General features: G+C 68.9%; 23 protein-coding genes and 2 riboswitches. Of the genes, 10 read left to right on the forward strand and 13 right to left on the reverse strand.

Annotated features, from left to right (window positions below; translation table 11 throughout):
• Positions 1 to 15: 15 nt before the first annotated feature.
• The 4 genes from JQ639_RS17590 (at position 16) to JQ639_RS17605 (ending at position 6,030) form a co-directional block, all read left to right on the forward strand.
• On the forward strand, positions 16 to 1,977 hold the full coding sequence (locus tag JQ639_RS17590) for a TonB-dependent receptor plug domain-containing protein (protein ID WP_211967391.1): 1,962 nt from the start codon (positions 16 to 18) through the stop codon (positions 1,975 to 1,977).
• A gap of 50 nt (positions 1,978 to 2,027) precedes the next feature.
• Positions 2,028 to 2,236: riboswitch (cobalamin riboswitch) on the forward strand.
• Between the two features lie 31 nt (positions 2,237 to 2,267).
• Positions 2,268 to 4,217: a TonB-dependent receptor plug domain-containing protein gene (locus JQ639_RS17595; RefSeq protein WP_211967392.1), complete on the forward strand. Its 1,950-nt coding sequence runs from the start codon at positions 2,268 to 2,270 to the stop codon at positions 4,215 to 4,217.
• Positions 4,211 to 5,236, forward strand: a complete 1,026-nt coding sequence (locus JQ639_RS17600) for a FecCD family ABC transporter permease (RefSeq protein WP_211967393.1) — start codon at positions 4,211 to 4,213, stop codon at positions 5,234 to 5,236. The genes JQ639_RS17595 and JQ639_RS17600 overlap by 7 nt, the downstream gene beginning before the upstream one ends.
• Positions 5,233 to 6,030, forward strand: coding sequence for an ABC transporter ATP-binding protein (locus tag JQ639_RS17605; RefSeq protein WP_211967394.1), 798 nt, complete (start codon positions 5,233 to 5,235; stop codon positions 6,028 to 6,030). The genes JQ639_RS17600 and JQ639_RS17605 overlap by 4 nt, the downstream gene beginning before the upstream one ends.
• 8 nt (positions 6,031 to 6,038) lie before the next feature.
• Here the strand turns inward: JQ639_RS17605 and cobD are convergent, their stop codons facing one another.
• Positions 6,039 to 7,028, reverse strand: coding sequence for a threonine-phosphate decarboxylase CobD (gene cobD, locus JQ639_RS17610; protein ID WP_211967395.1), 990 nt, complete (start codon positions 7,026 to 7,028; stop codon positions 6,039 to 6,041).
• Between cobD and JQ639_RS17615 the strand changes: the two genes are divergently transcribed.
• On the forward strand, positions 7,020 to 7,898 hold the full coding sequence (locus JQ639_RS17615) for an ABC transporter substrate-binding protein (RefSeq protein WP_249123281.1): 879 nt from the start codon (positions 7,020 to 7,022) through the stop codon (positions 7,896 to 7,898). The genes cobD and JQ639_RS17615 overlap by 9 nt on opposite strands.
• Position 7,899: 1 nt before the next feature.
• Positions 7,900 to 8,877 (forward strand): adenosylcobinamide-phosphate synthase CbiB, encoded by a 978-nt coding sequence (cbiB, locus tag JQ639_RS17620; protein ID WP_211967396.1) that lies wholly within the window; start codon positions 7,900 to 7,902, stop codon positions 8,875 to 8,877.
• A gap of 2 nt (positions 8,878 to 8,879) precedes the next feature.
• Here cbiB and JQ639_RS17625 read toward each other — a convergent pair whose 3' ends face one another.
• The 8 genes from JQ639_RS17625 to cobS form a co-directional block, all read right to left on the reverse strand.
• Positions 8,880 to 10,343 (reverse strand): cobyric acid synthase, encoded by a 1,464-nt coding sequence (locus tag JQ639_RS17625; RefSeq protein ID WP_211967397.1) that lies wholly within the window; start codon positions 10,341 to 10,343, stop codon positions 8,880 to 8,882.
• Complete coding sequence (gene cobO, locus JQ639_RS17630; RefSeq protein ID WP_211967398.1) at positions 10,343 to 10,969, reverse strand: cob(I)yrinic acid a,c-diamide adenosyltransferase; 627 nt, start codon at positions 10,967 to 10,969, stop codon at positions 10,343 to 10,345. The genes JQ639_RS17625 and cobO overlap by 1 nt, the downstream gene beginning before the upstream one ends.
• Positions 10,966 to 14,676, reverse strand: a complete 3,711-nt coding sequence (cobN, locus tag JQ639_RS17635; protein WP_211967399.1) for a cobaltochelatase subunit CobN — start codon at positions 14,674 to 14,676, stop codon at positions 10,966 to 10,968. Before cobN ends, cobO begins: the two co-directional genes overlap by 4 nt.
• 163 nt (positions 14,677 to 14,839) lie before the next feature.
• Positions 14,840 to 15,853, reverse strand: a complete 1,014-nt coding sequence (cobW, locus tag JQ639_RS17640) for a cobalamin biosynthesis protein CobW (RefSeq protein WP_211967400.1) — start codon at positions 15,851 to 15,853, stop codon at positions 14,840 to 14,842.
• 12 nt (positions 15,854 to 15,865) lie between these two features.
• The gene (gene cobU / locus JQ639_RS17645) at positions 15,866 to 16,402 is read right to left on the reverse strand and encodes a bifunctional adenosylcobinamide kinase/adenosylcobinamide-phosphate guanylyltransferase (protein WP_211967401.1); all 537 of its coding nucleotides are present in this window, start codon (positions 16,400 to 16,402) and stop codon (positions 15,866 to 15,868) included.
• Positions 16,399 to 16,848 (reverse strand): DUF1636 family protein, encoded by a 450-nt coding sequence (locus JQ639_RS17650; protein ID WP_211967402.1) that lies wholly within the window; start codon positions 16,846 to 16,848, stop codon positions 16,399 to 16,401. The genes cobU and JQ639_RS17650 overlap by 4 nt, the downstream gene beginning before the upstream one ends.
• A gap of 110 nt (positions 16,849 to 16,958) precedes the next feature.
• Positions 16,959 to 17,154: riboswitch (cobalamin riboswitch) on the reverse strand.
• Positions 17,155 to 17,171: 17 nt separating this feature from the next.
• Positions 17,172 to 17,744: a histidine phosphatase family protein gene (locus tag JQ639_RS17655; RefSeq protein ID WP_249123282.1), complete on the reverse strand. Its 573-nt coding sequence runs from the start codon at positions 17,742 to 17,744 to the stop codon at positions 17,172 to 17,174.
• A gap of 8 nt (positions 17,745 to 17,752) precedes the next feature.
• Entirely contained in the window at positions 17,753 to 18,499 is a 747-nt protein-coding gene (cobS, locus tag JQ639_RS17660; protein WP_211967932.1) for an adenosylcobinamide-GDP ribazoletransferase, read from the reverse strand.
• Between the two features lie 137 nt (positions 18,500 to 18,636).
• On the opposite strand from cobS, the gene cobT reads away from it, so the two are divergent.
• Positions 18,637 to 19,650 (forward strand): nicotinate-nucleotide--dimethylbenzimidazole phosphoribosyltransferase, encoded by a 1,014-nt coding sequence (gene cobT / locus JQ639_RS17665; protein ID WP_211967404.1) that lies wholly within the window; start codon positions 18,637 to 18,639, stop codon positions 19,648 to 19,650.
• A 10-nt stretch (positions 19,651 to 19,660) separates the two neighbouring features.
• On the opposite strand, the gene JQ639_RS17670 is transcribed toward cobT, so the two are convergent.
• Together JQ639_RS17670 and JQ639_RS17675 are read right to left on the reverse strand one after the other, a co-directional pair.
• Complete coding sequence (locus JQ639_RS17670) at positions 19,661 to 20,152, reverse strand: winged helix-turn-helix transcriptional regulator (protein WP_211967405.1); 492 nt, start codon at positions 20,150 to 20,152, stop codon at positions 19,661 to 19,663.
• A 21-nt stretch (positions 20,153 to 20,173) separates the two neighbouring features.
• On the reverse strand, positions 20,174 to 20,710 hold the full coding sequence (locus JQ639_RS17675) for a PaaI family thioesterase (RefSeq protein WP_371745151.1): 537 nt from the start codon (positions 20,708 to 20,710) through the stop codon (positions 20,174 to 20,176).
• Between the two features lie 174 nt (positions 20,711 to 20,884).
• Between JQ639_RS17675 and JQ639_RS17680 the strand changes: the two genes are divergently transcribed.
• The 3 genes from JQ639_RS17680 to JQ639_RS17690 are packed head-to-tail and all read left to right on the forward strand — an operon-like array spanning position 20,885 to position 24,592.
• A complete protein-coding gene (locus JQ639_RS17680) occupies positions 20,885 to 21,379 on the forward strand; it encodes a (2Fe-2S)-binding protein (RefSeq protein ID WP_211967407.1) in 495 nt (164 codons plus the stop codon).
• Positions 21,372 to 23,741 (forward strand): xanthine dehydrogenase family protein molybdopterin-binding subunit, encoded by a 2,370-nt coding sequence (locus JQ639_RS17685; protein WP_211967408.1) that lies wholly within the window; start codon positions 21,372 to 21,374, stop codon positions 23,739 to 23,741. The genes JQ639_RS17680 and JQ639_RS17685 overlap by 8 nt, the downstream gene beginning before the upstream one ends.
• A complete protein-coding gene (locus JQ639_RS17690) occupies positions 23,738 to 24,592 on the forward strand; it encodes an FAD binding domain-containing protein (RefSeq protein WP_211967409.1) in 855 nt (284 codons plus the stop codon). The genes JQ639_RS17685 and JQ639_RS17690 overlap by 4 nt, the downstream gene beginning before the upstream one ends.
• Before the next feature lie 16 nt (positions 24,593 to 24,608).
• Here JQ639_RS17690 and JQ639_RS17695 read toward each other — a convergent pair whose 3' ends face one another.
• Together JQ639_RS17695 and JQ639_RS17700 are read right to left on the reverse strand one after the other, a co-directional pair.
• Complete coding sequence (locus tag JQ639_RS17695) at positions 24,609 to 25,235, reverse strand: winged helix-turn-helix transcriptional regulator (RefSeq protein WP_249123283.1); 627 nt, start codon at positions 25,233 to 25,235, stop codon at positions 24,609 to 24,611.
• 57 nt (positions 25,236 to 25,292) lie between these two features.
• A complete protein-coding gene (locus JQ639_RS17700; RefSeq protein WP_211967410.1) occupies positions 25,293 to 26,543 on the reverse strand; it encodes a CaiB/BaiF CoA transferase family protein in 1,251 nt (416 codons plus the stop codon).
• Position 26,544 lies beyond the last annotated feature (1 nt).

Here is a 26,544-nt window from a genome sequence, read left to right on the forward strand (position 1 = left end):
TCCACCGAGGCCTTGATGTCCATCGTTGCCATTGTGTTGTCGTCCCGCCGCCGCCAGGCCGCGCTCGCATCCGCCGCGATCGCCCCGTTCCTGATCGTCCCTCATGCTCACGCCCAGCAAGCGCAAACAGCCCAGCAGACTCTGCCCGAAATCGTCGTCAGCGCCACGCGCACCGAAACCCCGGCCGACCAGATCGCCAGTTCGGTGACCGTGATCACCGCCCAGGACCTCGAGCGCGACCAGCGCCGCACGGCGCCGGATGCGCTTGCCACCGTGCCTGGACTGAACGTGGTGCAGACCGGCGGCCCCGGCGGCATCACGTCCGTGTTCATCCGCGGCGCCAACGCCAACCACACCAAGATCCTGATCGACGGCATCGACGTCAGCGATCCCAGCGACGTCAACCGCGTGTTCGATCTCGGCCAGCTCCTCACCACCGACATCGAACGCATCGAGGTGCTGCGCGGCCCGCAGAGCGGCCTCTACGGCGCCGACGCGATCGGCGGCGTGATCTCCATCACCACCAAGAAAGGCGAGGGTCCGCCGCGCGCGACCGCCAGCATCGAGGGCGGCTCGTTCGGCACGTTCAACCAGAATGTCGGCCTGAGCGGCTCGCAAGACCGCATCAGCTACGCCTTCAACGTCTCGCATTTCGCGTCGTCGAACACACCGGTGACGCCGTCGGAACTGCTGCCGCCCGGCCAGAGGGCGATCGGCAACTGGTACGACAACATGACCTACTCGACGAAGCTCGGCGTCGATGTCACCGACAATTTCAGCGTCAACGTCTCGGCGCGCTACACCGACGCGACGCTGCGCTTCACCGGCGACGCCTTCAATCCCGTCACCTTCGCCAGCACACCGAGCCCGACCCAGAGCACGATGCAGACACGGCAGATCTTCACCCGCACCGAGGGTGTGTGGTCGCTGCTCGACGGCCGCTTCAAGAACTATTTCGGCGTCAACTATACCAGCCACTGGGACTTCAACGCCGATCCCAGCGCGGGCAACTCCACCAACACCGGCGAGCGCGTGAAGTATGACTGGCGCGGCGTGCTGGCCGTGCTGCCGGGACAGACGCTGGTGATGGGCGCCGAGCACGAGCGCGAGCAGCTCAACACCGCCACCATATTTGCCGAGAATATCAACAAGGGCGCCTATCTCGAACTGCAGTCCGAGTTCTTCAAGCGGCTGTTCATCGTCTCGAACATCCGTCTCGACGACAACGAGCGCTTCGGCGACCACACCACCTGGCGCGTGGCGCCCGCCTATATCATTCCCGAGACCGAGACCAAGCTGAAGGCGAGCTACGGCACCGGTTTCAAGGCGCCGACCCTGAGCCAGCTCTATGTCGACTATCCGTCGTTCCTGTTCTTCGCCAACCCGAACCTCAAGCCCGAGCAGAGCACCGGCTACGATGCCGGCTTCGAACAGCCGATCGGCGACCGCTTCCGCTTCGGCGCCACCTACTTCCACAACGACATCACCAACCTGATCCAGACCGTCTCCGACCCGACGACCTTCAGCTCGACCTATGTCAACATCGGTGCGGCGGAGACCGAGGGCGTCGAGACTTTCGCGACCTGGACCGTCTCGGAAAGCGTGCGCCTGCGCGGCGACTACACGTATACCCGGGCGATCGACAAATCGACGGGCCTCGAGCTGCTGCGCCGGCCGAAGAACAAGGCGAGCGTCACCGCGAGCTGGACGCCCTATGCACCGCTCACCGTGTCGGGAACCATCCTCTATGTCGGCAGCTTCATCGACGTCAGCCGCGACTTCTCCGTGCCGCGCCTGACCGCCCCCGGCTACACGCTCGTCAATGTCGCCGCCGACTACACCATCAACGACCAGATGAAGCTGTTCGGACGGATCGATAACCTGTTCAACCAGCGCTATCAGGATCCGACCGGCTTCCTGCGGCCCGGTTTCGGCATCTTCGGCGGCGTTCGCGTCGCCAGCTTTGGCGTCAGATAGTCTTCACAACTCCGCCCTGTCGCATGCTTGCGTGCGGCAGGGCTTTATGGTTCGGTGCCGCCGTCATCGGTGTCTTCCATCCGGGAAGATGAAACGGGAATGCGGTGTCGGGACCATGGTCCCTCAGTCCGCAGCTGCCCCCGCAACTGTAAGCGGTAGGCCTCGATCGAGCGTGCCACTGGACCAAGCCGTGTCCGGGAAGGCTGATCGCAGGCCGCCAACCGCAAGCCAGGAGACCGGCCGTTGACAGGCATCAACACGCCGGCGGCGGGCCGGCGACAAGGGGTTCTATGACACATCTTCTTCGCGCGGGGGCGACCGCCGCCTGCATCGCTCTGTCGCTCGACGCGGCTCACGCCGAGCAATCCCCGCAGCAACTGCCCGAAATGGTGGTGACCGCCGACCGCACGCCGGAAGCGATCGGCCGCACCGGGAGCGCCATCAGCGTGGTCAACGGGGCGACGCTGCAGGCGACCAATCCCGGCACCCTGGTCGACGCGCTGCGCTCTGTGCCCGGCCTCGACATCACCGAATCCGGCGGCCCCGGCGCGACCGCCAACATCCGCCTGCGCGGCGCCAACACCGGCCAGACGCTGGTGATGATCGACGGCATCCGCGTCAACGACCCGACCGCCGCCAGCGGCGATTTCGATTTCTCGATTCTGGGACCGAGCGCGATCGAGCGCATCGAGGTGCTGCGCGGCCCGCAAAGCGCACTCTATGGCTCGGACGCCATCGGCGGCGTGGTCAACATCATCACCAAGTCCGGCCAGGGCCCGGCCCAGGTCAGCGCCCGCACCGAGGCGGGCAGCTACGGCACCATCAATTCCAGCGCCGCAATAACCGGCTCACAGGGGCCCTGGAGCTATGCCGTCACCGGCGGCGCCGGGCGCAGCGAAGGCTTCTCGCGCTACGGCTATCGCATCCCGGCGATCGAGGCCAAGTTCCCGAACCTCGAGAACGACGGCTACGACCGGCTGGGCGGCTCCGCCCGCGTCGGCTATGATGCCGGCGAAGGCTTCCGTGTCGAGACCGGCATCTTGTCCTCCTACACGCGCTCTGACTACGACGCGGCGACGGGCAAGTTTCCCGACACACCATCGACCGCGACGCGACTGCTGAACCAGGTATGGGGCAAGGCGACGGTCGATACCTTCGATGGACTGTGGACCCACAGCGTCAACGTCTTCGCCACCCGGATCAACCGCTCGTTCAACGACGTCTCGTACGGCGCGACCATGCTGCCGGCCAACACCACGTCGACCCGCACCGACTACATCGGCAACAGCGTCGGCGCCGAATATCAGTCGACGCTGAAGCTCGGCTGGGCCGGTTCGCTGATCTACGGCGCCCGTACCCAGCACGAAACCGCCGACACCTATCTCACCAAGCTGCTGCCTGTCTCCGTGGGCCGCACGCCGCAGCTCTCCGCCACCCAGGACACCAACTCGCTGTTCGCGCTGTGGCAGCTGCCGGTCGGCGAGCGCCTGACCCTGACGCTCGGCGGGCGGATGGACGACGTCGCCAGCGTCGCCACCTTCGAGACCTGGCGCGCGACCGCAGCCTACGCCATCACCGAGACCGGCACCAAGCTGCGGGCGAGCGCCGGCACCGGCGCCAAGGCGCCGACCCTCTATCAGCTCAACGCGCCGATCTATGGCAACTCCAGTCTCAGCCCGGAGCAGAGCATCGGCTACGACGCCGGCATCGACCAGGCGCTGTTCAACGGCCGCGTCAATCTCTCGGCCACCGTGTTCGAAAACCGCTTCAGCAACCTCATCGATTTCGCCTACGACGCCGCCAACCCGCTCGGTCACTACATCAACGTGTCGCGCGCGGAAACCGCGGGTGTCGAACTCGGGGCCGACGTCACCCTGCTGCCGGGCTTCGCCCGGCTGACGGCGGCCTACACCTATCTGCATGCCAAGGACCTTGCGACCGGCCTGACGCTGCAGCGCCGCCCCAGCGACGTCATGCGCCTCGCCCTCGCCCTGACGCCGACCGAGCAGTGGATGATCGAGCCGCGCATCCTCTACGTGTCGCGACGTTTCAGCGGCAACGGCGAAACCAGCCCGCTCGCAGCCTACACCCGCGTCGACCTCTACAGCGAGTACAAGATCGACCAGACCTGGAAGGTCTACGCCCGCGGCGAGAACATCTTCAACGCGCGGTACCAGGAAGTGGCGAACTACGGCACCACCGGGCCTGCGATCTACGGAGGCGTCAGCGCGACATGGTAGTTCCCGGCGCAGCCCGCTCGCCCCTCGCGGCGGCGACAGTGGTCCTCGCGGTGCTCGCCGCCGCGCTGACCATCGGCTCGCTCGGCGTCGGCCCGGTCAAGCTGGCGCCCCTGACCGTGGTCAAGGCGCTGTTCGGCCAGGGCAGCGACACCCACCTGATCATCGTCCGCGAGATCCGCCTGCCGCGCGCGATCCTGGCGTTCGCGATCGGCGGCATCCTCGGACTGTCGGGCGCCGCGCTGCAGGGCCTGCTGCGCAACCCGCTGGCGTCGCCGTCGCTGTTCGGCGCGCCGCAGTCCGCCGCCTTCGGCGCGGTCCTGATGATCACCCTCGGCGTCGCTGATGTCCGCTCCTATGCCCTGCCGGTGGCGGCGATCGTCGCTGCCTTCGTCTCGGTATTCGCGCTTCTGGCGATCGCCGGCCGGCGCGCCGGGCTGCTGCTGCTGATCCTCGCCGGCCTTGCGCTGCAAAGCCTCGCCGGCGCCCTGACATCGCTCGCCATGAACCTGTCGCCCAATCCGTTCGCGGCGCTGGAGATCGCGTTCTGGCTGCTCGGCTCGCTGGAAGACCGCAGCTTCCAGCATGTCATGCTGGCGCTGCCGTTCATCGCCGCCGGTGCGATCGTGCTGCTGAGCCAGCGTAACGCCTTCCGCGTCCTCAGCCTCGGCGAGGAAGCGGCGCAGAGCCTCGGCGTCGACGTCGCGCGGGTGCGTCTCATCACCATCGCCGGCGTCGCGCTCGGTGTCGGCGGCGCCGTCGCCGTCACCGGGACAATCGGCTTCATTGGCCTCGTCGCGCCGCATCTGGTGCGCCCTCTCGTCGGGCACGATCCCGGGCGGATCATGGTGCCGAGCGCGCTCGCCGGCGCCTGCCTGCTGCTGGCAGCCGACATCGCCGTCCGGCTGATCCCGTCCTCGTCCGACATCAAGGTCGGCGTGCTCACCGCGATCATCGGCGTGCCTTTCTTTCTCTATCTGATCGTGCGCGAACGACGGGCGCTGGGGGGAGGGCTGGCATGACCGCGACCTTCCTGACCGCCTCCGATCTGCAGGTGCGCCTTGCCGGCCGCGACGTGCTGCAGGGCGTGTCGCTCGCGCTGCCGCGCCAGGGCCTCATCGCGCTGGTCGGTCCGAACGGCGCCGGCAAGACGACGCTGTTGCGTGCGCTTGCCGGCCTCCTGCCCGCAAAGGAGATGATCCGCGGCACGATCAGGCTGGATGACGTCGACGTCGCCACGCTGTCGGTGCGCGAGCGCGCCCGCCGCTTCGCCTATCTGCCGCAGGGCCATGCCGTGCATTGGCCGCTGCCGGTCCACGACGTCGTGGCGCTCGGCCGCTATCCCCATGGCGCGACCGATCCGTCGCGCCTGAGCGCCACGGACGAGGCCGCGGTGGCGCGCGCCATGCGCACGGCCGACGTCGAGCAGTTCGCCGCCCGCAGCATCATGGAGCTGTCCGGCGGTGAGCGCAGCCGCGTCGCGCTGGCGCGCGTGCTCGCGGTCGAGGCGCCGGTGATCCTCGCGGACGAACCGATCGCCTCGCTCGACCCGCGTCATCAGATCGACGTGATGCGCGGTCTGCACGCCGCCGCCGGTGACGGCAAGCTGGTGATCGTAGTCACCCATGATCTCGGCCTCGCGGCGCGCTTCGCCGATCAGATGCTGGTGCTGTCGAACGGACGGCTGGTGGCGCAGGGCACCTGCGACACCGCCCTGTCGGATACGATCCTCGCGGAGGTCTTTCGCATCGAAGCCTATCGCGCCGTGCACGGCGACGCCACGGTGATCGTGCCATGGACGGAGCGGCTGCGATGAGCGCGCGCTCAGCCGGACCGCAATGCGGCGATCAGGCGCTCACGCGCCGCGCCGTCGGGCGGCAGACCGAAGCGCAGCAGATCCGGCGCCTCGTCGAACCGGCGGCACCAGATGTGATGACGGGCAAGGCGATCATGGATGGCAGCGGCATCGCGATGCCGCGCCAGCCGGAACAGCGTCGTACCGCCGACGATGGCGAAACCGGACTGAACCAGCGCGCGATCGAGGGCGTTGGCCATGACCGTCAGTTGCTCGCGCATCTGCGCGGCCCAGCCGTGATCGGCCAGTGCCGCGGCGCCGATCGCGAGGGCGGGACCGGAGCAGCACCAGGGTCCGAGCGCCTCGGCGAGGACTGCCGCGATCGGCGGCGCGGCAATGGCGAAGCCCAGCCGCAGGCCGGCGAGGCCATAGAACTTTCCGAACGAGCGCAGGATCACAACCGGCAGCTCGTCGCACAGCGCGGCGGCGGTGAGGCCGGGATCGACATCGACAAAGGCTTCGTCGACGACCAGCCAGCCGCCATTGCGTTGCACGTGGCCCGCTGCCTGCCGCAGCACGTCATGGCCGACGACGCGGCCATCCGGGTTGTTCGGGTTGACGATCACGATGTGGCGCGCATGCGCGGCAGCCGTGGCGAGATCGTCCACGGCGACGACCTCGTGCCCGGCGCGGCGCCAGGCCGGCGCATGCTCGTTGTAGGTATGGCCGATCACGGCGACTGCGCCGCCGGCCGCGAGATGCGGCAGCCACTGGATCAGCGCCTGCGTGCCGGGAGCGGCGACGATGTCGACGGCCGCGGGCACGCCATAGGCGGCGCGCGCTGCCGCGAGCAGCGCAGCCCCGTCCCCGCGCGACGGCAGACGCCGCCAGACATCGCCGGCGAGCGCGGCAGACATCGGCCAGGCATGCGGATTGATGCCGGTCGAGAGATCGAGCCACGCCGCGGCGTCGCCGCCGTATCGCGCCATCGCCTCGCCGAGATCGCCGCCATGCTTCATGGCCGCTTCATGCCACCATCGCGCCGGCTGCGCGAGCGAATTCGTGGCGGCATCGCCGCTCTCGCCATCGCGACCACAACGGTGACCACCGCCACCGCAAGCGGCCCGCACATCGCCTCCATCAATATGTGCACCGACCAGTTGCTGATGATTCTGGCCGATCCCGACCAGATCCTCGGCCTCAGCCCCTATGCGCGCGACAAGGCGCGATCCTGGATGGCCGCCGACGCTGCTCGCTTTCCGCTGCTGTCCGGCGAGGCCGAGGACGTCCTGGAACTCAAGCCCGATCTCGTGGTCGCCGGCCGCTACACCAAGCGCGCCACCCGCGAGTTGCTGAAGCGGCAAGGCCTCAAGGTGGTGGAGTTCGACGCTGTCCGCTCCATCGACGAAACCAAGCAGCAGATCCGGCGCATGGGCGAAACGGTCGGCCACCCCGATCGCGCCGCGGTGCAGATCGCACGCATCGATGCCGCAGTGGCACGGGCGCGCGCGGCGGTGGCGCGCAAACCGCTGCGCGTTCTCAGCGTGTCCCGCCGTGGCTGGGTGTCCGGCGGCGACACCCTGACCAGCTCGCTGCTGGCGACCATCGGCGTTACCAACGCCGCGGGCGATGTCCATCTCAAGCCGAGCGGCGGCTTCGCCTCGCTGGAGACGATCGTTGCGGCGCGGCCCGACTTCATCATCGTGTCCGAGGGCGACGATTTCGCCGAGGATCAGGGCCGCGCCTTCCTGCTGCACCCGGCGCTCAGGGATCTCTACCCGCCCGACAGGCGCATCGTGCTGCCGGAGCGCCTCACCGTATGCGGTGGACCGATGCTGGCCAATGCCCTCGATCGTCTCGTCACGGAGTTCGAGCGGGTCAGTCCCTGACATGGCGACATGGTCGGGCCACCTTGTCGTCGTCGTTGCCGCGCTGGCACTGGATGCCGTGATCGGCGATCCCGACTGGCTGTGGCGACGCCTGCCACATCCGATCGTGCTGATCGGCCGCGCCATTGACGCACTCGATCACGGGGTCAACCGCGAGGCGCAATCACCGGCGATGCGCCGCCTCGCCGGCGTCCTGGCCACGACCGTGCTGGTCGCCACCGCGCTGCTCGTCGGATATCTCATCGACATCGCCCTGCGGGCGCTGCCCGGCGGCCAGTTGCTCGTCGCGCTGGTCGCCGCGATCTTCATCGCGCAGCGCAGCCTCTACGACCATGTCGCCGGGGTTGCCGATGCTTTTGCGACCGGCGGCCTCGCCGACGCGCGCCGGGCCGTCTCGATGATCGTCGGCCGCGATCCCGCATGGCTCGACGACAGCGGCGTGTGCCGCGCCGCGATCGAATCCTGCGCCGAGAATTTTTCGGACGGCGTGGTGGCGCCGGTGTTCTGGCTCGCGTTGCTCGGCCTGCCCGGCCTCATCGCCTACAAGGCGATCAACACTGCCGATTCCATGATCGGCCACCGTACCGCTCGCCACGAGGCGTTCGGCTGGGCGGCCGCGCGGCTCGACGACCTCGTCAACCTGATCCCGGCACGGTTCGCCGGTGCGCTGGTCGCGCTCGCAGCGCCGCTCGCGCATGGCGCGGCCGGCCACGCATTCCGCGTCATGATGCGCGACGCCGGCGAGCACCGCTCGCCCAACGCCGGCTGGCCGGAGGCGGCGATGGCCGGCGCACTCGGCCTCGCCCTCGCTGGGCCCCGCCGCTACGCGACCTACAGCGTCGACGATGCCTTTCTCAATGCCGACGGCCGCAAAGATGCAACCGCCACCGACATCCGCCGCGCGCTGCGCGTGATGGCTGGTGTCTGCGCGCTGCAGGCGATGATCTATGGCATGCTGCTCGTGGTTGCCGTGAGCTGACCTCAGCGGCTGCGCGCGATCGCCAGCATGCAATCGACATCGAGATGCGCGCCGAGATGGTCGGCCAGCGCATCGAGCGCCCGCTCGACCGTCGCCTCATAGGCCAGCGACGCGGCAACGCCGAATTGCGCGAGCCACGCCCGGCGGAACGCATCGCCCGCGAACAGACCGTGCAGATAAGTGCCCTGCACCCGCCCGTCCGCCGAGACCGCACCATCCGGCCGCTCGGCAAGCCGCAGGAACGGCCGGGCACAATCTCCGCCTTCCGTGCGGCCGAGATGGATCTCGTAGCCTTCGATCGGCGCACCGCTGGCGCAGTGCGTGCCCTCCGACAACACCGTCGTCTTGTCGCCGCTCATCACTGTGGTGACATCGAGCAGGCCGAGCCCCGCCACCGTGCCCGCCGGACCATCGACGCCGTCGGGATCGGCAATGGTCGTGCCGAGCAGTTGATAGCCGCCGCACAGGCCCAACACATGGCCGCCGCGCCGGACATGGGCGAGAATATCGATGTCCCAGCCCTGCGCGCGCAGGAAGGCGAGGTCGCCGAGCGTCGACTTGGTGCCGGGAAGGATCACGACATGCGCCTCCGCCGGGATCGGCGTGCCCGGGCGGACGAAGACAAGGCGCACTCCCGCTTCCATGCCGAGCGGATCGAGATCGTCGAAGTTGGCAATGCGCGACAGCATCGGCACGGCGACAACCAGCTCTGCCGATGCCGCACTCGCGCGGTCGAGATCGAGCGCATCCTCGGCCGGCAGGAACGCGGCCTGCGGCAGCCAGGGCACGACGCCGAGCGATGGCCAGCCGGTGCGGCGCGTGATCTCGGCAAGGCCGGCATCGAACAGGCCGGCGTCGCCGCGAAACTTGTTGATCAGGAAGCCGGCGATGCGCGCCCGCTCGTCCGACTCCAGCACCGCATGGGTGCCGACCAGACTGGCGATGACGCCGCCACGGTCGATGTCGCCGGCCAGCACCACGGGCACGTCGGCAGCAGCGGCGAAACCCATGTTGGCGATGTCACCGGCACGCAGGTTGATCTCCGCCGGGCTGCCGGCGCCCTCGACCAGCACGATATCGGCCTCGGCGGCAAGCTGTTCGAAGCTCTCGAGCACAGCCGGCAGCAGCGCCGCCTTGCGGTCGAGATAGTGCTGCGCCCGCAGCGTGCCGGTGCGCCGGCCGCGCACGATGACCTGCGCGCCCGTGTCGGTCTCCGGCTTCAGCAGCACCGGATTCATGTGCACGCTGGGCGGCTGCCGCGCTGCGCGCGCCTGCACCGCCTGGGCGCGGCCGATCTCGCCGCCATCGACCGCGATCGCCGCATTGTTGGACATGTTCTGGGGCTTGAACGGCGCGACACTGAAGCCGCGCCGCACCAGTAGCCGCGCCAGCCCGGCGACCAGGGTCGACTTGCCGGCGTTGGAGCCGGTCGCCTGGATCATCAGTGCGGGCGTGCGGCGTGCCATCAGAACTCGATGCCCTTCTGCGCCTTGATGCCCTGGCGGAACGGGTGCTTGACCAGCGTCATCTCGGTGACGAGGTCGGCAAGCTCGATCAGCGCCGGATGGGCGTTGCGGCCGGTGACGATGACATGCTTGTCCGCCGGCTTTTCGTCGCGCAGGAACGCAACGACCTCGTCGATCGGCAGATACTCGTAGCGCAGCACGATGTTGAGCTCGTCGAGCAGCACGAGACGGTTGTCGTCCGAGAGGATCAGTTCCTTGGCGCGCTGCCATGCCGCGGTTGCGGCGGCAATGTCGCGGGCGCGGTCCTGGGTCTCCCAGGTGAAGCCTTCACCCATGATGTGCAGCGTGACGAGTTCGGGGAATGTCGCCAGCAGCTTGGCCTCGCCGGTGTCCCAGCTCGGCGACTTGACGAACTGCACCACCGCGACCGGCCAGCCATGGCCGATGTGGCGGAACACCATGCCGAGCGCCGCCGACGTCTTGCCCTTGCCGGTGCCGGTGTGGACGATCAGCAGGCCCTTGTCGCCACTCTTGCTCGCCATGATCTTGTCGCGCGCCGCCTTGTGCTTGCGCATCTTCTCGGCGTGGCGGGCGTTGACGGCGGTTTCATCGAGGGGCTCGGTCACGGGCGTGTCTCCTGCAAGGTCAAAAGCTCGGCGATCAGGTTGGCGGCGCTGTTGGAGCGCGGCGTCCACAAGCCACGGCGCAGCGCTTCGGCGAACCGCAGCGCCGTCTCGCGCAGCGCCGCGGGGTTGGCCTGCGCCATGAAGCTGCGCACCCGCGCATCCTCCAGATAGGCGGCGAACAGCTGGTCGAAATGATGGCCCGATACCGCGTCGGTCGAGGCGGCGAAGCCGAACAGATAGTCCACTGTCGCCGCGATCTCGAATGCTCCCTTGTAGCCGTGGCGCATCACGCCGTCGATCCATTTCGGGTTGGCGGCGCGGCCGCGCACCACCCGCGAGATCTCCTGCGACAGCGGCCGCGGCAATGGTGCCTCGGGACGCGATGTATCGACATGGGCGATGCGCGGCGCCGCGCCGCGCAGGGTCTGCACGGTGGCGGCGAGACCGCCCATGAACTGGTAGTAGTCGTCGGAATCGAGAATGTCGTGCTCGCGGTTGTCCTGCGCCTGCGCCACCAGATCCACCCGGCCGAGCTGCGCGGCAAAATCGTCGCGGACGGCGGCGCCCTCGCTGCCGCTGCCATAGGCGAACGCGCCCCACGACAGATAGACGTCGGCAATGTCGTCGCGTCCGTTCCAGCCGCCCTCGTCGATCAGTGCCTGCAATCCCGCACCATAGGCGCCGGGCTTGGCGCCTAACACGCGGTAGCTGGCCTGCCGTTGCGCCGCCTCCGCGGGCATGCCTTCGGTGACCAGAACCCGCGCACGCGCGCGGACATGCGCCGCGATCGGATTGGCGTCATCGGGCTCGTCGAGCACGGCAATGGCGCGTACCGCGCTGTCGAGCAGATCCATCTGGGTCGGGAAGGCGTCACGAAACAGGCCCGAGACACGAAACGTGACGTCGACCCGCGGCCGCTTCAGCTCCGCGAGCGGCACGATGGCGAAGCCGGTGACACGGCCCGATGCCTCGTCCCACACCGGGCGGGCGCCGATCAGGGCGAGCGCCTGCGCCACATCGTCGCCACCGGTGCGCATGTTGGCGGTGCCCCACGCCGACAGCGCGATGGTGCGCGGCCATTCGCCGGACTGCTGCCAGTAGTACTCGACCAGCCGCTCGGCGGCGAGCCGGCCGATGCGCCACGCCGACGGGCTCGGCACCGCGCGGACGTCGACGGCGAAGAAGTTGCGCCCCGTCGGCAGCACGTCCGGCCGTCCGCGCGTCGGCGCGCCTGACGGTCCGGGCGGCACGAAGCGGCCGTCGAGACCGCGCAGCAGCGCGGCGATTTCCGCCGCGCCACAGCCGGCGATGGTCGGCCGCAGCCGCGCGGCGATCCAGCCGAGAACGGCAGCGGCATCCCGCCACTCCGGCGCGGGCTGGATGTCACCGCGGACCAGCGCGCTCGCGAGCAGCTCGATCCGCTCCACGGTATCTCCCGTGGTCCGCCAGGCCGCGCCGCTCTGACGGGCGAGCATATCCGGCCGCGGACCATCATAGTGCGCGGCGAGATCGCGCGTCAGTGGATCGAAATCGCCAAGCCCGAGATCGCGGGCCAGCGCGCGATGCAACGAAGCATCCTCGGGGCGGATCTCCGAGCGCGGCAGCCGCGCGATGGCGACCAGCAGGTCGTCGTTCTGCCGGCTCTGCGGCGAGCGGCCGAACACATGCAGGCCGTCGCGGATCTGCATTTCCTTGAGATCGCAGAGATGCGCATCGATGGCGCGCAGCGCATCGACGGTCGGGGTATCCCTGTCGACGCCGACGTCGGCGTCGAGACGCTGCGCGCGCGCCAACGACAGGATGTCGTCGGCAATCGCCCCGGCGCGGCGGGGATCGAGATCGGCGGCGAGCGCATACTCGTCGACAAGGCTTTCCATCCGCGCGAGATCGTCGTGCAGTTCGGCACGGGTCATCGGCGGCGTCAGGTGATCGACGATCACGGCGGCCGTGCGCCGCTTGGCCTGGATACCCTCGCCGGGATCGTTGACGATGAACGGATAGAGGTGCGGCAGCGGCCCGAGCACCGCATCGGGCGTGCAATCGGCGGACAGCCCGGCACTCTTGCCCGGGAGCCATTCGAGGTTGCCATGCTTGCCGAGATGGACGACGGCATGGGCACCGAACACCATGCGCAGCCACAGGTAGAAGGCGAGGTAGTGATGCGGCGGCGCGAGATCCGGGTCGTGATACGTGCTCTTGGGATCGATGTTGTAGCCGCGCGCCGGCTGGATGCCGATCACGACATGGCCGAAGCGATGCAGGCCGAGATGGAAGGCATCGCCGGCGAGATGCGGATCCTGTGCCGGATCTCCCCAGCGCGCGGTGACCGCCTGCCGGATCGCCGCCGGCAGTGCGGCGAATGCCCGGGCATAGTCGGCGAGCGGCCAGCGCACACCGCCGCTGCGCATCGCACGGTCCGTCAGGTCGTTGGTCGGACCAGCCTGCAGCAGATGCATCATCGCCGCATGATCGTCCGGCGTCGCGCCGGCATCGTATCCGGCCTGGCGCAGCGCCTGCAGCACCACGATCAGGCTCTCTGGCGTATCGAGCCCGACGCCGTTGGCGAGCCGGCCGTCGCGGTTGGGGTAATTCGCGAGCACGAGCGCAATGCGGCGATCCGCCGGCGCCGTACGGCGCAGCGTCACCCACCGTGCCGCCAGCTCCGCCGTCGCGGCGATGCGATCGGGAACGGCGCGCAGCGTCGTCGGCGTGAACGCGCCATCGGCCCCCTCGGCCTTTTCCTTGAAGGCGATGGCATGAGCAAAGATGCGGCCATCGACTTCGGGCAACACCACATGCATCGCGAGATCGCGCGGCGACAGCCCGCGCGACGAGGCTTCCCACCCCGCACGCGACGAGCCGGCGAGCGCGACTTGCAGCACCGGGCAATCGAACGCCGCCAGCACGCCGTCATCGTCCGCGGCCGTCGCCGTGGCGAACGCGGTCGCATTGATTATGATGTCGGGCGGGTGCGCGGCGAGCGCCGCGCGCAGGAACGCGCCCGAGCGCTCGTCCTTCAGACTGGTCACGTAAAGCCCGACCGGATCGAGGCCGCGTGCGCGCAGCGCGTCGGCAAGCTCGGCGAGCGGCGCCGTGTCGCCGGCAGCGGCGAGCGCACGGTAGAAGATCATGGCGGCGCGCGGCCGCTCGCCGGGCGCGGGCTCGGTCGGCCAGAACCCCGCCGCCGGCATCGGACGCGGCGGCGGCGGTGCTTCACCGCGGCCGATGAGATGAGCGGCGAAACGCAGCGCGAGTTCGAGGTTTTCCGGCCCGCCCTCGCTGCAATAGCGCCACAGCCGCTCGGTCGCCGCGAGATCGGCGGTGCCGCGCGCGGCCAGCGCCGCGTTCCAGGTCAGCTCGCCGGGAATGCAGGCGAACAGCGCGCCGCGGCGCAGCGCGTCGGTGCGCAGGCTTTCGACGCCATGCGGCCAGTAGCTCTCGCCGCCGAGCATGCGCAGCACGACGATCTTCGCCGCGCGCAACGTACGCTCGACATAGGCATCGACCGAGGCGGGATGGCTGAGCGCCAGCAGATTGGTCAGCGTCAGGGATGGACAGCCTGCCCCCAGCCGCGCGGCCGCGGCGCCGAACGCCGCGAGCTCGCTGTCCGCTGCCGACAGCACGACGATGTCAGCCGTCGGCTGCCCGAGATCGCGGGCGACGTCGCCGTCGTCGATGCAACCACCGGTGTCGAGCTTGAGGTGCATCTCGTGTCACAGACTCATGAATTCTGGCGCAGCCTATCTCCTCATGGAGAGGAGCGCGGCAAAGCCGCGCGTCTCGAACCATGAGGCCAACAATCTGCAACGTACCGGCCTCATCCTTCGAGACGCCCGCCGAGCGGGCTCCTCAGGATGAGGGTTGAAAGTCCTAGCCTGCCAGCGCGCGGCGCGCTGCGTCGCCATCAAAACCCTTCAGGCCGATGACCACGAGATGCTCGGCCTGCGCGACGTCAGGCCGGCCGAACGCCAGTTCGACCCGGCTGCCGACCGCCTGCACCACCACCGGCGCCGGCTTGCCGTCGATGCGGACATGGCCCTTGACCCGCAGCACGCCGTCGAGCGCGAGCGCCTGCGCCACGCGGTCGCGCACGCCATCGAGGTTCGGCACGACCGATGGCGTCACCACGATGCTCTCGAAGTCGTCGTGGTCGTGCTCCTCCTCCTCGCCATGATGACCGGCACGGGCGGCGAGATCGTCCTCGGCGGTGGCTTGCAGACCGATCAGCACATCGGCCGGCAGATTGCCTTCGGAGCGCACCAGCCGCACGCCGGAGCGCACCGCGGCGGCGAGACGGCTCTCCATCTCCGCCAGTGCCTGCGGCGCGACGAGATCGGACTTCGACAGCACGACGAGATCGGCGCAGGCGAGCTGGTCCTCGAACACCTCCTCGATCGGATCGTCATGATCGAGCGACGGATCGGCGGCGCGCTGTGCGTCGAGCGCGTCCTCGTCGAGCGAGACGCGACCTTCGGACAGCGCCAGCGCATCCACCACCGTGACCACGCCATCGACGGTCGCGCGGGTGCGTACATCCGGCCAGGCGAACGCCTTCAGCAGCGGCTGCGGCAGCGCAAGGCCTGAGGTCTCGATGACGATGGCGTCGAGTGGGCGCTCGCGCGACAGCAGCTTGTCCATGGTCGGAATGAAGTCGTCGGCGACAGTGCAGCAGATGCAACCATTGGTCAGCTCGACGATGTCGCCGGGCGCGCACGCCTTGGCGGCGCATTCCTCGACCAGGCCGCCATCGAAGCCGGCATCGCCGAACTCGTTGACGATGACGGCGATGCGGCGGCCGCCGGCCTGGGTTAGCAGCGAGCGCAGCAGGGTGGTCTTGCCGGCGCCGAGGAAGCCGGTGAGGACGGTGACAGGAACACGGGACATGCGGACTCCGGATCAGACGGTGGAACGGGCGGATGACTTGAGCCACAGCGGCAGGCCGGCCGCGACAAAGGCGACATCGGACACAGCGGCGGCGATGGTCTGGTTGAGGCGACCCTGCGCATCGCGGAAGGCGCGGCCGAGCGGCGTTTCCGGCACGAGGCCGAGGCCGACTTCGTTGGACACCAGCACCACAGGCCCCGGCGCGCCGCGCAGCCAGTCGGCGAGACGCGCGCCCTCCCGCGCGGCATCGTGGCCGGCATGCATCAGGTTGGACAGCCACAGCGTCAGGCAATCGACGAGCACGGCGGTGTTCGCGGTGCCGTCGCGCGCCAGGGTGTCGACGAGATCGAGTTCGACCTCCCGCGTCGTCCAGCCTGCGCCGCGCCGGTCGCGATGATGGGCAATACGCGCGCGCATCTCGTCGTCGCCGGCGGCCGCCGTCGCGATGTAGACGCGCGTCAGCCCGCTCGCAGTCACCAGCGCTTCGGCGAAAGACGACTTTCCCGAGCGCGCGCCGCCGAGCACGAGCGTGGTGCGCGGCGCGGTCATTTCGGCGGCTCGCCGTCCTCGGGCGACCAGATCGCCGGCGGGATTCGTGCGACCGTGCCCTTGCGCAGCACCTCCGCCCGCGCGCGCCATGGCACAAGGCCGTAATTCGCCGTGCGGTAGGCAGACACGAAGCTCGCCAGCGCCGGCACGCCGCGCTCGAGGTCGAGATCGCCGAACAGGAAGGTATAGCGGTCCGGGCCGGACACCGCGACCGTGACCGGACGCTTGCAGACGCTGAGGCACTGCACCGCGCGCACGCGCGCCGGCTCGCCATCGGCCGCGAACGCCTCGCGCAGAGCGCCGAGCAGCGTCGGCCCCACCGTCGACGTCGCATCGCCGGCGCGACAGGTGGTACAGACGCTGACGACGACGTCGTCGCGCACGATCGCGCCCGTCCCGGGCCCGACGGCGACGGCCGCATCGGTCGGCGTTTCGGATTGATCCATCACAAGCTCTCAAGGCATGGCATCAACAGCCGCGAGCTTTGTCGGATCGCGCGATGGCCTTGGGCCATCGAACAACGCTCCCGTCCGGTGCACCCCGCCCCGACGCCTCCAAAGCACAAGTCCCGACGGCAGGTCTCCTGGCTCGCGAGTCACCGCCTGATCGCCGCCTTCCCGGGAGCATCCCAGTGGCCTCGGCACAGGCTCGTCGCTTACAGTTGCGGGGGCAGCGCCGGCGTTGAGACGAACTCGCACCGGCTTCCCTTTTCACCTTCCTCGGGGGAAGGAACCATCGGCCGGCACGGTATCCGTGGCGCCGTCCGGGGTCAACCGCGGCCGAGTGTCAGCCGGTTGACCGCGACCACGCGCCAGCCCGGCTGAATTCGGTCGATCCGCGTCAACGACAGCGGATCGATGACAAAGCGCAGCGCATGCTCCGGCGCGAGATCGAGCGCGACCGCAAGCGCCGCCCGCACGGTTCCCGAATGCACGACGAGCACCACGTCGCCATCCGGCAGCGCGGCAATGCCCTCGGCGACCCGCGCGATCTGATCGACGAAGCTCTCGCCGCCCGGCGGCCGGTTGTGCGCCGACGCATCCCAGAACGCGCGATAGGCGTCGCCCGTCTCGGCGGCAAGATCGTCATGGCGGCGGCCGGTCCAGGCGCCGAAATCCTGCTCGCGAAAGGACGACACGATCTGTGGCGCAAGGCCGAGGCCTGCCGCGGTCTCGCGTGTGCGCCGCGCCGGGCTGCAGACACTGACCGCCGCCGGCGGCAACTGGCGTCGCAACGCGGCGAAGGCCTCCGCGTCCGACACGTCTGCCGGCGCATCGGGGCCATGGATCACGCCGCGCGGGCCATCGACCGGCGCATGCCGGATGAGCCAGAGCCGGGTCATCCCCGCCGTCATGCCAGCCGCACCGACAGCAACAGCAGCACCAGCACCTCGACGACCTGCTCCGCGGCGCCGAGCACGTCGCCGGTGTAACCACCGATCTGGCGCCGCGCCAGCCAGCCCACAGCGGTCGCCCCGGCGACGGTCATGATCATGGCGAGCAGCGCCGTGCCGAGCGGCAGGCAGATCACCGCGATCAGCAGGCCGATCGCGAGCGCGATGAGCACGGTCGCCTGATCGGGACGGCCCGCGCTCGCGGCCAGGCCGTCGCTGCGCGCCGGCGGCAGCAGCAGCGCGAGCGCCGGCAGCGGGCTGCGCGCCAGCGCATGGGCCACCACCAGCGCCGGCACAACCGCGTGCAGCGGCAGCGCAGCCAGCGCCGCGAGCCTGGCAGCAAAACTCGTGATCAACGCCAGCATTCCGTAGCTGCCGAGCCGGCTGTCCTTCATGATCGCGAGCTTGGCGGCGATGTCGCGTCCGCCGCCGAAACCATCAGCGACGTCGCCAAGACCATCCTCGTGCAGCGCGCCGGTGAGCCACGCGCTGGCGCCCAGTGTCAGCGCTGCTGCGGCGAGAGGTGGCAGGCCGAGCCGCAGCAGCGCGAGGTCGAACAGCGCTGCGGCGAGGCCAATGACAGCCGCCACCAGCGGAAACAGGCGCATCGCCCGCGGCACGTCGACGGGGCCCGGCGGCGGCGCCAGCGGCACCCGCGTCAGGAAGGTCACGGCAAGGCGGAAATCGTCGAACCAGTCATGCATGGGCACGGCAGCAACAATCGGACGGCATCGCCCTGCTGCATACACGCGCCCTGCCAAAATTGCTTCCGTTTTCCGCCATTGACAGCCCCTGTCTGCGGTGGGATCGAGGGTTCGCAGTCCCGCCCGACAGGTTTTTCATGCCCTTCGAGACGCTCGACGAGATCCGCGCTTTCTGCCGCGACCCTTCGCACGGCAACGCCCAGGCGGCCGAAGCTGCCGCCGCGCGGCAGGACATGCTGACCAAGCCGCCGGGCAGCCTCGGCCGGCTGGAAGAGCTCGCCGTCTGGCTCGCCACCTGGCAGGGCCGGGCCGTTCCGCGCCTCGACCGCATCAAGGTCGCGGTGTTCGCCGGCAATCACGGCATCGCCGCCCAGCGGGTATCGGCCTTCCCGCAGGAAGTGACCCATCAGATGGTGGCGAACTTCGCCGCCGGCGGCGCCGCCATCAACCAGCTCGCGAAGCTGCTGGGTGCCGATCTGCATGTCACGCCGCTCACCCTCGACCGGCCGACGTCGGACTTCACCAAGACGCCGGCCATGGGCGAGGCCGACTTCCTCGCCGCGGTCAACGCCGGCTGGGCTTCGGTGCCCCTCGCCTGCGACCTGCTGATCATCGGCGAGATGGGCATCGCCAACACCACCACCGCGGCGGCGCTGTGTACGGCCTTGCTCGGCGGCGGCGCGGCACGCTGGGTCGGCCGCGGCACCGGCGTCGACGATGAGGGGCTGGCCCGCAAGCGCGCCGCGATCGACGCGGGTCTCGCGCAGCATCAGGCACGGCTCGCCGATCCACTGGCGGTCGCCGCCGCCCTGGGAGGCTTCGAGCTCGCCGCCATGGCCGGCGCGGTGCTGGCGGCGCGGGCGCAGCGCATTCCGGTGCTGCTCGACGGTTTCGTCAGCACGGCCGCCGTCCTGCCATTCGCGAAACTCAATCCCGACCTGCTGACCCACTGCCGGGCGGGGCATGTCTCGGCCGAATCCGGCCACCGGCAATTGCTGGCCGATCTCCATCTCGACCCGCTGCTCGATCTCGGCATGCGGCTCGGCGAGGCCTCGGGCGCGGCCACCGCCGCACTGCTGCTTCGTGCAGCGGTCGTGTGCCATGGCGGCATGGCAACCTTCGCCGAAGCCGGCGTCTCCGACGCCGGCTAGCTTCGCACGGTCATGTCTGCGGAAACGTCAGTCGCCAGCGAATGCGATCGTCGGCGCCCGGGCCGGCCTGCGGCGCGACATCGGCGATCCTGACCGGCTCGTCGGTCGCGGCATCGACCAGCTTCAGCTTCACCGGCCGGCCGGTCTTGCGGTTGACGAACCTCATCGGCGGGCCGTCCTCTCCGGTCACCTTCCACTTGTCGCCGATCTGGATCAGCGCCTGGGTCAGCAGCACCGTGTCCCAGCCCTTGCGGGTCAGCAGATATTCATGGCGCTCCGGATTGGTCTGGTACAGGCGCCGTTCGATCAGCTCGTTCGCTTCGAGATGCTTGAGACGATCCGACAGGGTCGCGTGGGTGACATCGGTCGACCGCCGCAGATCCTCATAGCGGCTAAGGCCGAGCGACAGGTCGCGCAGGATCAGGATCGCCCAGCGATCGCCGATCGTCTCCAGCGCCCCGGCGATCGAGCACGCCATTCCGTCGAAACTCTTCGAACGCATCGTTGATCCGCCTCTCCTCGCTCAGGCCGGCTTGCCCGCCGTCCCGATCATCGCGAATGTCGCCGTCGCGTGCACTGCCAGTTGTTCGGCGCCGTCACGAACGAAGCCCTCGGCATAGCTGGTCTGCCGCCCGAGCTTGATGACCTTGCCCTCCGCCGAGATCAAGCCCGAGCGCGCCGACAGCGGCCGCAGGTAGGTCAGCTTGAGATCGAGGGTCACCGCGCCCTGCCCCGCCGGCAACATGGTCGAGATCGCACAGCCCATGACGGTGTCGAGCAGTGTTGCCGCAACCCCACCATGCAGCAAACCGATCGTGTTCTCCAGACTCTCGTGTGGCTCGATCGCCATGCCGATCAGGCCGGGCTCGGCGACATTCATCATGAAGCCCATCAGCCGAGCGATCGGCGGCGGCGGCAGCAAGCCATCGCGGATCCCGCGCATCGCCTCGAGCCCTGACAGCTTCGCCGCCAATTGCGCCACCGGTTGCGGCGCCTGCCAGTCGACGACGTGTCGCCGCTGCGCCGTCGGCGCGAACAAGGCGGCTCGCTGGCGCTCCATGTCGTCCATTACTCCTCCTCCGGCCACCGGACCACCCGCATCAAAACACTTGCATCAAAACGCTTGCATCCGGCCTGCATCTCATTCACTCTTATTATCAGAGTTACAAAATGTCCAGCCCTTGCCGCCCCCCCCCCATAGGGCCCGGCAACAATGGCGCGCATGGAGATCCACATGAGCCAGAGCGACGACCGGCATCACACCGTGTCGATCACCATCAACGGCACCCGCAGATCGGCAACGGTCGAAGCCCGCAAGCTGCTGGTGCACCTGATCCGTGACGATTTCGGCCTCACCGGCACCCATGTCGGCTGCGACACCTCGCAGTGCGGCGCCTGCACGGTCGACATCGACGGGCAGGCGGTGAAGTCCTGCACCGTGCTCGCGGTGATGGCCGATGGCGCCTCCGTCACCACCATCGAAGGGCTCGCGCCGAAGAACGGCGGGCTGCACCCGATCCAGGCTGCGTTCCAGGAGCAGCACGCCCTGCAGTGCGGCTTCTGCACGCCGGGAATGATCATGAGCGTACGCCAGCTGCTCGCGACGTGTCCCGCGCCGGACGAGCACGAGATTCGCCACGGCCTCGCCGGCAACATCTGTCGCTGCACCGGCTATCACAACATCGTGCGCGCCGTCGAAACCCTCGCCGCGGAGGCTCACCATGACTGACGCAGCGCCCCGCTACATCGGCCAGCCGCTGCGGCGGCGCGAAGATCTCAAGCTGATCACCGGCAAGGGCCGTTACGTCGACGACATCAAGCTGCCGGGCATGCTGCATCTGGCGATCCTGCGCTCGCCGCACGCCCATGCGTATATCAAGCATGTCGACCTCGATGCGGCGCGCGCCGCGCCAGGCGTGCGCCTCGCGCTCGCGGGCGCCGACCTCGCCGGCAAGCTCGGCGCCATCGTCCCGAACTGGGTCCTGCCCGGCACCAAGGTGCCGCACCGCCCGGTCGTCGCCACAGATCGCGTGCGCTTCGTCGGCGAATGCGTCGCGCTCGTCGTGGCGGAGACGCTCGCGGAGGCCTGCGACGCTGTCGGCCTGATCGACGTGGACTACGAGGCGCTGCCGTCCGTGGTCGACGAGGATGCTGCGATCAGGCAGGGGGCGCCGCAGTTGCACGACAATGTGCCGGGCAATATCACCACGCTGTTCAGGATCAAGGGCGGCGACTTCCAAAAGGCGGTGCAGGACGCCGATCAGGTCATCAAGCTGCGCGTCGTCAACAACCGCCTGATCCCGACCTGCATGGAGACCCGCGCCATCATCGCCGACCCCGGCGCCGACGGCGTCATGACCGTCTACATCCCGAGCCAGGTGCCCCACATGCACCGCCGCTGGATCGCCGAGACGGTCGGCATCTCCGAGCACCTGCTGCGCGTGGTCGCGCCCGACATCGGCGGCGGCTTCGGTGCCAAGATGCATCTCTATCCGGAAGAACTGCTGTGCACCTATCTGGCGCGCGAGCTCGGCGCCCCGGTGAAATGGTGGGAAAGCCGCTCCGAAAGCCATCAATCCACAAGCCACGGCCGCGCCCATATCGAGACCATCGAGGCCGCGATCCGCAACGATGGCACCATTCTCGGCATGCGGGTGGAGACGCTGGGCAATGTCGGCGCCTACCTCTCCAACATGGCGAGCGGCGGCCCGACGGTGAACACCATCAGCTACGGTACCGGCTCGTACCGGATCGCCAACTATGAGGCGATCTCCAAGGTCATCGTCACCAACACGGTGCCCGTCGACGCCTATCGCGGCTACGGCCGGCCGGAAGGCGCCTACATCGCCGAACGCACCATCGATGCGGTGGCCCGGCATCTTGGCCTCGACCAGGTCGAGGTGCGGCGCAAGAACTTCATCCAGCCCTCGGACTTTCCCTATCGCCCGTATAGCAGCACGGGCGTGATCCTCGACAGCGGCAACTACGAGGGCTGCGTTCGCAAGGCGCTCGCGGCATTCGACTATGATGCGCGGCGCAAGGAGCGGGACGACTTGCGCGGCCAGGGGCGCTACCGCGGCATTGGCGTCGCCGCCTACACTCATATGTGCGGCATGGCGCCGTCGCGTCGCCTCGCCACGAGCGGCTTCGACCGCGGCGGCTGGGAAAGCGCGCGGGTCAGCATTGATTCCAGCGGCCGCGCGGTGATCTATTCGGGTTCGATGAGCCAGGGCCACGGCCATGCCACCTCATTGGCCCAGATCGCCGCCGATGTGCTGCAGATCCCCATCGAATACATCGACGTGGTGCAGGGCGATACTCGGCTGGTCCAGGCCGGGCATGGCACCTTCAACTCGCGCTCGATGGCGGTCGGCGGCTCGGGCGTGCATGTCTCGTCTCACCGTGTCCTCGTCAAGGCGACGAAGATCGCCGCCGCCTTGCTGGAGGTCGACGAGAAGGACGTCGCTTATGAGCAGGGACGGTTCAGCGTGCCCGGCACCGATATCGCGCCGGTGACCTTCGCCAGCGTCGCGCGCATGGCCTATGTCGGCCATCGCCTGCCGGCCGGACTCGAGCCCGGCCTCGACGAGACGGTATTCTACGATCCCGTCGGCATGGGCGCGCCGTCCGGCGTGCACCTCGCCTATGTCGACGTCGATCCCGACACCGGCATCGTCGATATCATCGACTATGTCGCCGTCGATGATGTCGGCGTCCTGATCAATCCGCTGCTGGCCGCCGGCCAGATCCATGGCGGCGTGGTGCAAGGCATCGGTCAGGCGCTCTATGAGGGCGTGACCTACGATCCCGACAACGGCCAGTTGATGACCGGTTCACTGCTCGACTACGCCGTGCCGCGCGCCGAGCACATGCCCAACATCCGCGCCTCGTTCCAGGAAACGCCGTCGCCAACCAATCCGATCGGCGTCAAGGGCATCGGCGAAAGCGGCGCCATCGCCGCGCCGCCGACCATCGTCCATGCCGTGCTCGACGCGCTGGCGCCGTTCGGCATCACCCATCTCGACATGCCAATGACGCCGCCGCGGATCTGGGCGGCGATCCAGGCCGCCCGTACCGGAGCCCCGTCATGATCCCCGCAGCCTTCGACTACATCCGCGCCACGTCGCTGTCTCATGCCATCGGCCTGCTGCAGGACGATCCCGACAGCAACAAGCTGGTCGCCGGCGGCCACAGCCTCATTCCGGCGCTGAAGCTGCGGCTTGCCTCACCCGAGCGGCTGATCGACATTCGCAACCTCCCCGAACTGAAAGGCATCTCACTCGGAGACCGCATCCGGATCGGCGCGCTGACGACCCATGCGGAGCTGCTGGCAAGCGATGCCCTGCACGAAGCCGCGCCGATCTTCCGCCAGGCCGCGAACCTGATCGCCGATCCGCAGGTCCGCAACCGCGGCACCATCGGCGGCGCGCTGGCGAACGCCGACCCGGCCGCCGACTGGCCGGCGGTGGTGCTCGCGCTCGGCGCGACGCTCGACGTCGTCGGGCCCAACGGACCGAGCCGGGTCGCCGCCCGCAATTTCTTCGTCGACATCATGACCACGGCGCTCGCGCCCGACGAGATCCTGCTCGCGGTCGAGTTCGACCGGCCGCAGCCCGGCACGCGCTTCCGCTACCGCAAGATCCGCCATCCGGCGAGCGGTTATGCCGTGGTCGGCGTCGCAGTCGTGCTGCGGCCCGTGGACGGCGCGGTCGCGGAGGCCACGATCGCGATCACCGGCGCGACCGGCCACGCCTTTGTCGCCGTCGACGCCGCGGCGCAGCTGATCGGCAAGCCACTGTCGGAGGCGACGATCACAACGGCCGCGGACATCGCGAGCGGGCAAGCCGAGTGTCTCGCGGACAATTACGCGCCCGCGGCCTATCGCCAGCATCTGATCCGGACAGAAGTCGCGCGGGCGCTGGCATCTCTGGACGGTGACTGACTTGCTGACGCCGTCGCTAGGACCGTTTGCGTGGGATGCGGGCCGCCTTGGCGCGCGGGGCGCCCGCTTCATCGTCAACGCGGTCCCCGAACCGCTTGCGGTTGAAGGCGACAGCGCCGGTGCCTGGTACGACCTCGACATCCTCGAGGCGCAACGGGGTACCACGCGGCGACTGCAAATCAGGATATGCGATCGGCCGGCCGCTTTCGCGATCACGGAACACGACCTGCGGGCCCGCCGGTTCAGCCAGCCAGTCGTCACCCCACTTCTTGAGGGCGAGATAGGCCGGGAAGAATCCTCGTCCCTTTTCGGTCAGCACATATTCGTAGCGGCCGGCATGTTCGGGCAGCGGCACCCGCGTCATCAGGCCCGCCTCGACGAACTTCTTCAGCCGGGTGCTGAGAATATTGGGCGCGACGCCGACATAGTGCTGGAATTCATCGAACCGCCTGACGCCGTAATAGGCCTCGCGCAGCAGCAGGATCGACCAGCGGTCGCCCACCACCTCCATCGCGCGCGCGACGGAGCACTCCTTGTTGGCAATACGGCTGCGCCGTTTATCCGGCATCTCGGATCCTGACCGCGCGCTTCCAGGAGCGCGCGGATCGACTTCTAGCATTCTATCGCATCGATTGACCAGCAACGCATGCCACCGGCTGCAGCAATGCCGCAGCCGGCCATGACCGTGCGTGCCGACCCATCAGGCCGCGGCTTCATCACCCCTGGCCTCGGGCGCCAGTGCTCGCTTGTGCGCGACCAGCGCGCCCGATGCTGTCAACCGCTGCACATCGGCGTCGCTGACGCCCAGCTCACGGAACACCTCCCTGTTGTGCTCGCCCTGGAAGGCCGGCGCGCCGATCGGGGCGAGTTCGTCCCGCGAGAAGTGCCAGGGCCGGCCAGGCAGGCGGTATTCGCCGCCGCTGCGGTCCGGGACGAGTTGAACCGCGCCCCAGTAGTCGCTCCACTCCGACTCCGCGAGATCCTTGACAGAACGGATTTCACCCATGGCGATCTTCGCTTCGTCGAACTGCGCGTCGAGCGTCGCCATATCCGGGAAGGTCAAGATCCAGGACTGAATGATGGCATGCAGGGCGCCGAAATTCAGCCGCCGCGCGGCCGCGGACGCGAACCGAGGATCCTCCATCAGGTCGACCCGCCGCATCGCCCGCAGCCAGGACGGAAAGGTCCGGCTGCCGACAATGCTGGTGGCGACGGTGAAGTGCTCGCCATGCGGGCCGGTGAAGAATGCGCAGTCGGTAGCGCCCAGCACCGCTGGCTCCGCACCGATGTCGTCATCGGACAGATCGACATGGGCGCGCTCGTTGACCGCAAGCAGCGTCGCCGCCATCGCGACGTCGATGTACTGGCCCTGCCCGGTCGTCTCGCGGCTGCGCAACGCGGCCAGGATGGCGATCACTGCTTGGAGGCCCGCATAGACGTCGGCGTGAGACAGGCTGTCGGTGCGCGGTTCGGCGAGTGCGTCGCCATAGTGGCGCACGCTGTTCTCCGTGAAGCCGGCTTCGGCCTGCACGGTCGGCGCGTACGCCATGCGGCTGCGCCACGGGCCGCCCTGGCCGTAGCCGGTGATCGAGGCGTAGATCAGCCGTGGATTGCGCTTCGCCAGCGTCTCATAGTCCAGTCCGAAGAAGCCGAGCGTGCCGGCGCGGAAATTCTCCACCACGATATCGGCGCTGTCGCACAATTTGAGCGCCAGATCATAGGCGCCGGGGATGTTGAGGTTGATGCTGACATTGCGCTTGCCGGCATTCTGCTGGGCATAGTAGCCGGACATGCCGTCGGTCGAGGGAAACGCATAGCGCGAGACGTCGGGGCTCGGCGGCTCCACCTTGATCACCTCGGCGCCGAGGTCCTGCAGGGTCCTGGCGCACAGCGGGCCCGCGAGCACGCGGGAGAAGTCGACGACACGAAGGCCGTTGAGGGGTCCGCTCATG

The sequence above is a fragment of the Bradyrhizobium sp. U87765 SZCCT0048 genome, assembly GCF_018131225.1.
In the GTDB taxonomy this organism is placed as follows: domain Bacteria; phylum Pseudomonadota; class Alphaproteobacteria; order Rhizobiales; family Xanthobacteraceae; genus Bradyrhizobium_A.

What these genes read in the sequence shown, in the direction of transcription:
- JQ639_RS17670 (WP_211967405.1), bottom strand. Translation starts at nt 20,152, where the DNA reads ATGCGTTCGAAGAGTTTCGACGGAATGGCGTGCTCGATCGCCGGGGCG.
- JQ639_RS17625 (WP_211967397.1), bottom strand. Translation starts at nt 10,343, where the DNA reads ATGGCACGCCGCACGCCCGCACTGATGATCCAGGCGACCGGCTCCAAC.
- JQ639_RS17685 (WP_211967408.1), top strand. Translation starts at nt 21,372, where the DNA reads ATGACTGACGCAGCGCCCCGCTACATCGGCCAGCCGCTGCGGCGGCGC.
- JQ639_RS17595 (WP_211967392.1), top strand. Translation starts at nt 2,268, where the DNA reads ATGACACATCTTCTTCGCGCGGGGGCGACCGCCGCCTGCATCGCTCTG.
- JQ639_RS17650 (WP_211967402.1), bottom strand. Translation starts at nt 16,848, where the DNA reads ATGGATCAATCCGAAACGCCGACCGATGCGGCCGTCGCCGTCGGGCCC.
- JQ639_RS17615 (WP_249123281.1), top strand. Translation starts at nt 7,020, where the DNA reads ATGCTTCATGGCCGCTTCATGCCACCATCGCGCCGGCTGCGCGAGCGA.
- JQ639_RS17690 (WP_211967409.1), top strand. Translation starts at nt 23,738, where the DNA reads ATGATCCCCGCAGCCTTCGACTACATCCGCGCCACGTCGCTGTCTCAT.
- JQ639_RS17600 (WP_211967393.1), top strand. Translation starts at nt 4,211, where the DNA reads ATGGTAGTTCCCGGCGCAGCCCGCTCGCCCCTCGCGGCGGCGACAGTG.
- cobW (WP_211967400.1), bottom strand. Translation starts at nt 15,853, where the DNA reads ATGTCCCGTGTTCCTGTCACCGTCCTCACCGGCTTCCTCGGCGCCGGC.
- cobD (WP_211967395.1), bottom strand. Translation starts at nt 7,028, where the DNA reads ATGAAGCATGGCGGCGATCTCGGCGAGGCGATGGCGCGATACGGCGGC.
- cobN (WP_211967399.1), bottom strand. Translation starts at nt 14,676, where the DNA reads ATGCACCTCAAGCTCGACACCGGTGGTTGCATCGACGACGGCGACGTC.
- cobU (WP_211967401.1), bottom strand. Translation starts at nt 16,402, where the DNA reads ATGACCGCGCCGCGCACCACGCTCGTGCTCGGCGGCGCGCGCTCGGGA.
- cobT (WP_211967404.1), top strand. Translation starts at nt 18,637, where the DNA reads ATGCCCTTCGAGACGCTCGACGAGATCCGCGCTTTCTGCCGCGACCCT.
- JQ639_RS17680 (WP_211967407.1), top strand. Translation starts at nt 20,885, where the DNA reads ATGAGCCAGAGCGACGACCGGCATCACACCGTGTCGATCACCATCAAC.
- JQ639_RS17655 (WP_249123282.1), bottom strand. Translation starts at nt 17,744, where the DNA reads ATGACCCGGCTCTGGCTCATCCGGCATGCGCCGGTCGATGGCCCGCGC.
- cbiB (WP_211967396.1), top strand. Translation starts at nt 7,900, where the DNA reads ATGGCGACATGGTCGGGCCACCTTGTCGTCGTCGTTGCCGCGCTGGCA.
- cobS (WP_211967932.1), bottom strand. Translation starts at nt 18,499, where the DNA reads ATGCATGACTGGTTCGACGATTTCCGCCTTGCCGTGACCTTCCTGACG.
- JQ639_RS17700 (WP_211967410.1), bottom strand. Translation starts at nt 26,543, where the DNA reads ATGAGCGGACCCCTCAACGGCCTTCGTGTCGTCGACTTCTCCCGCGTG.
- JQ639_RS17590 (WP_211967391.1), top strand. Translation starts at nt 16, where the DNA reads ATGTCCATCGTTGCCATTGTGTTGTCGTCCCGCCGCCGCCAGGCCGCG.
- JQ639_RS17605 (WP_211967394.1), top strand. Translation starts at nt 5,233, where the DNA reads ATGACCGCGACCTTCCTGACCGCCTCCGATCTGCAGGTGCGCCTTGCC.
- JQ639_RS17675 (WP_371745151.1), bottom strand. Translation starts at nt 20,710, where the DNA reads ATGGAGCGCCAGCGAGCCGCCTTGTTCGCGCCGACGGCGCAGCGGCGA.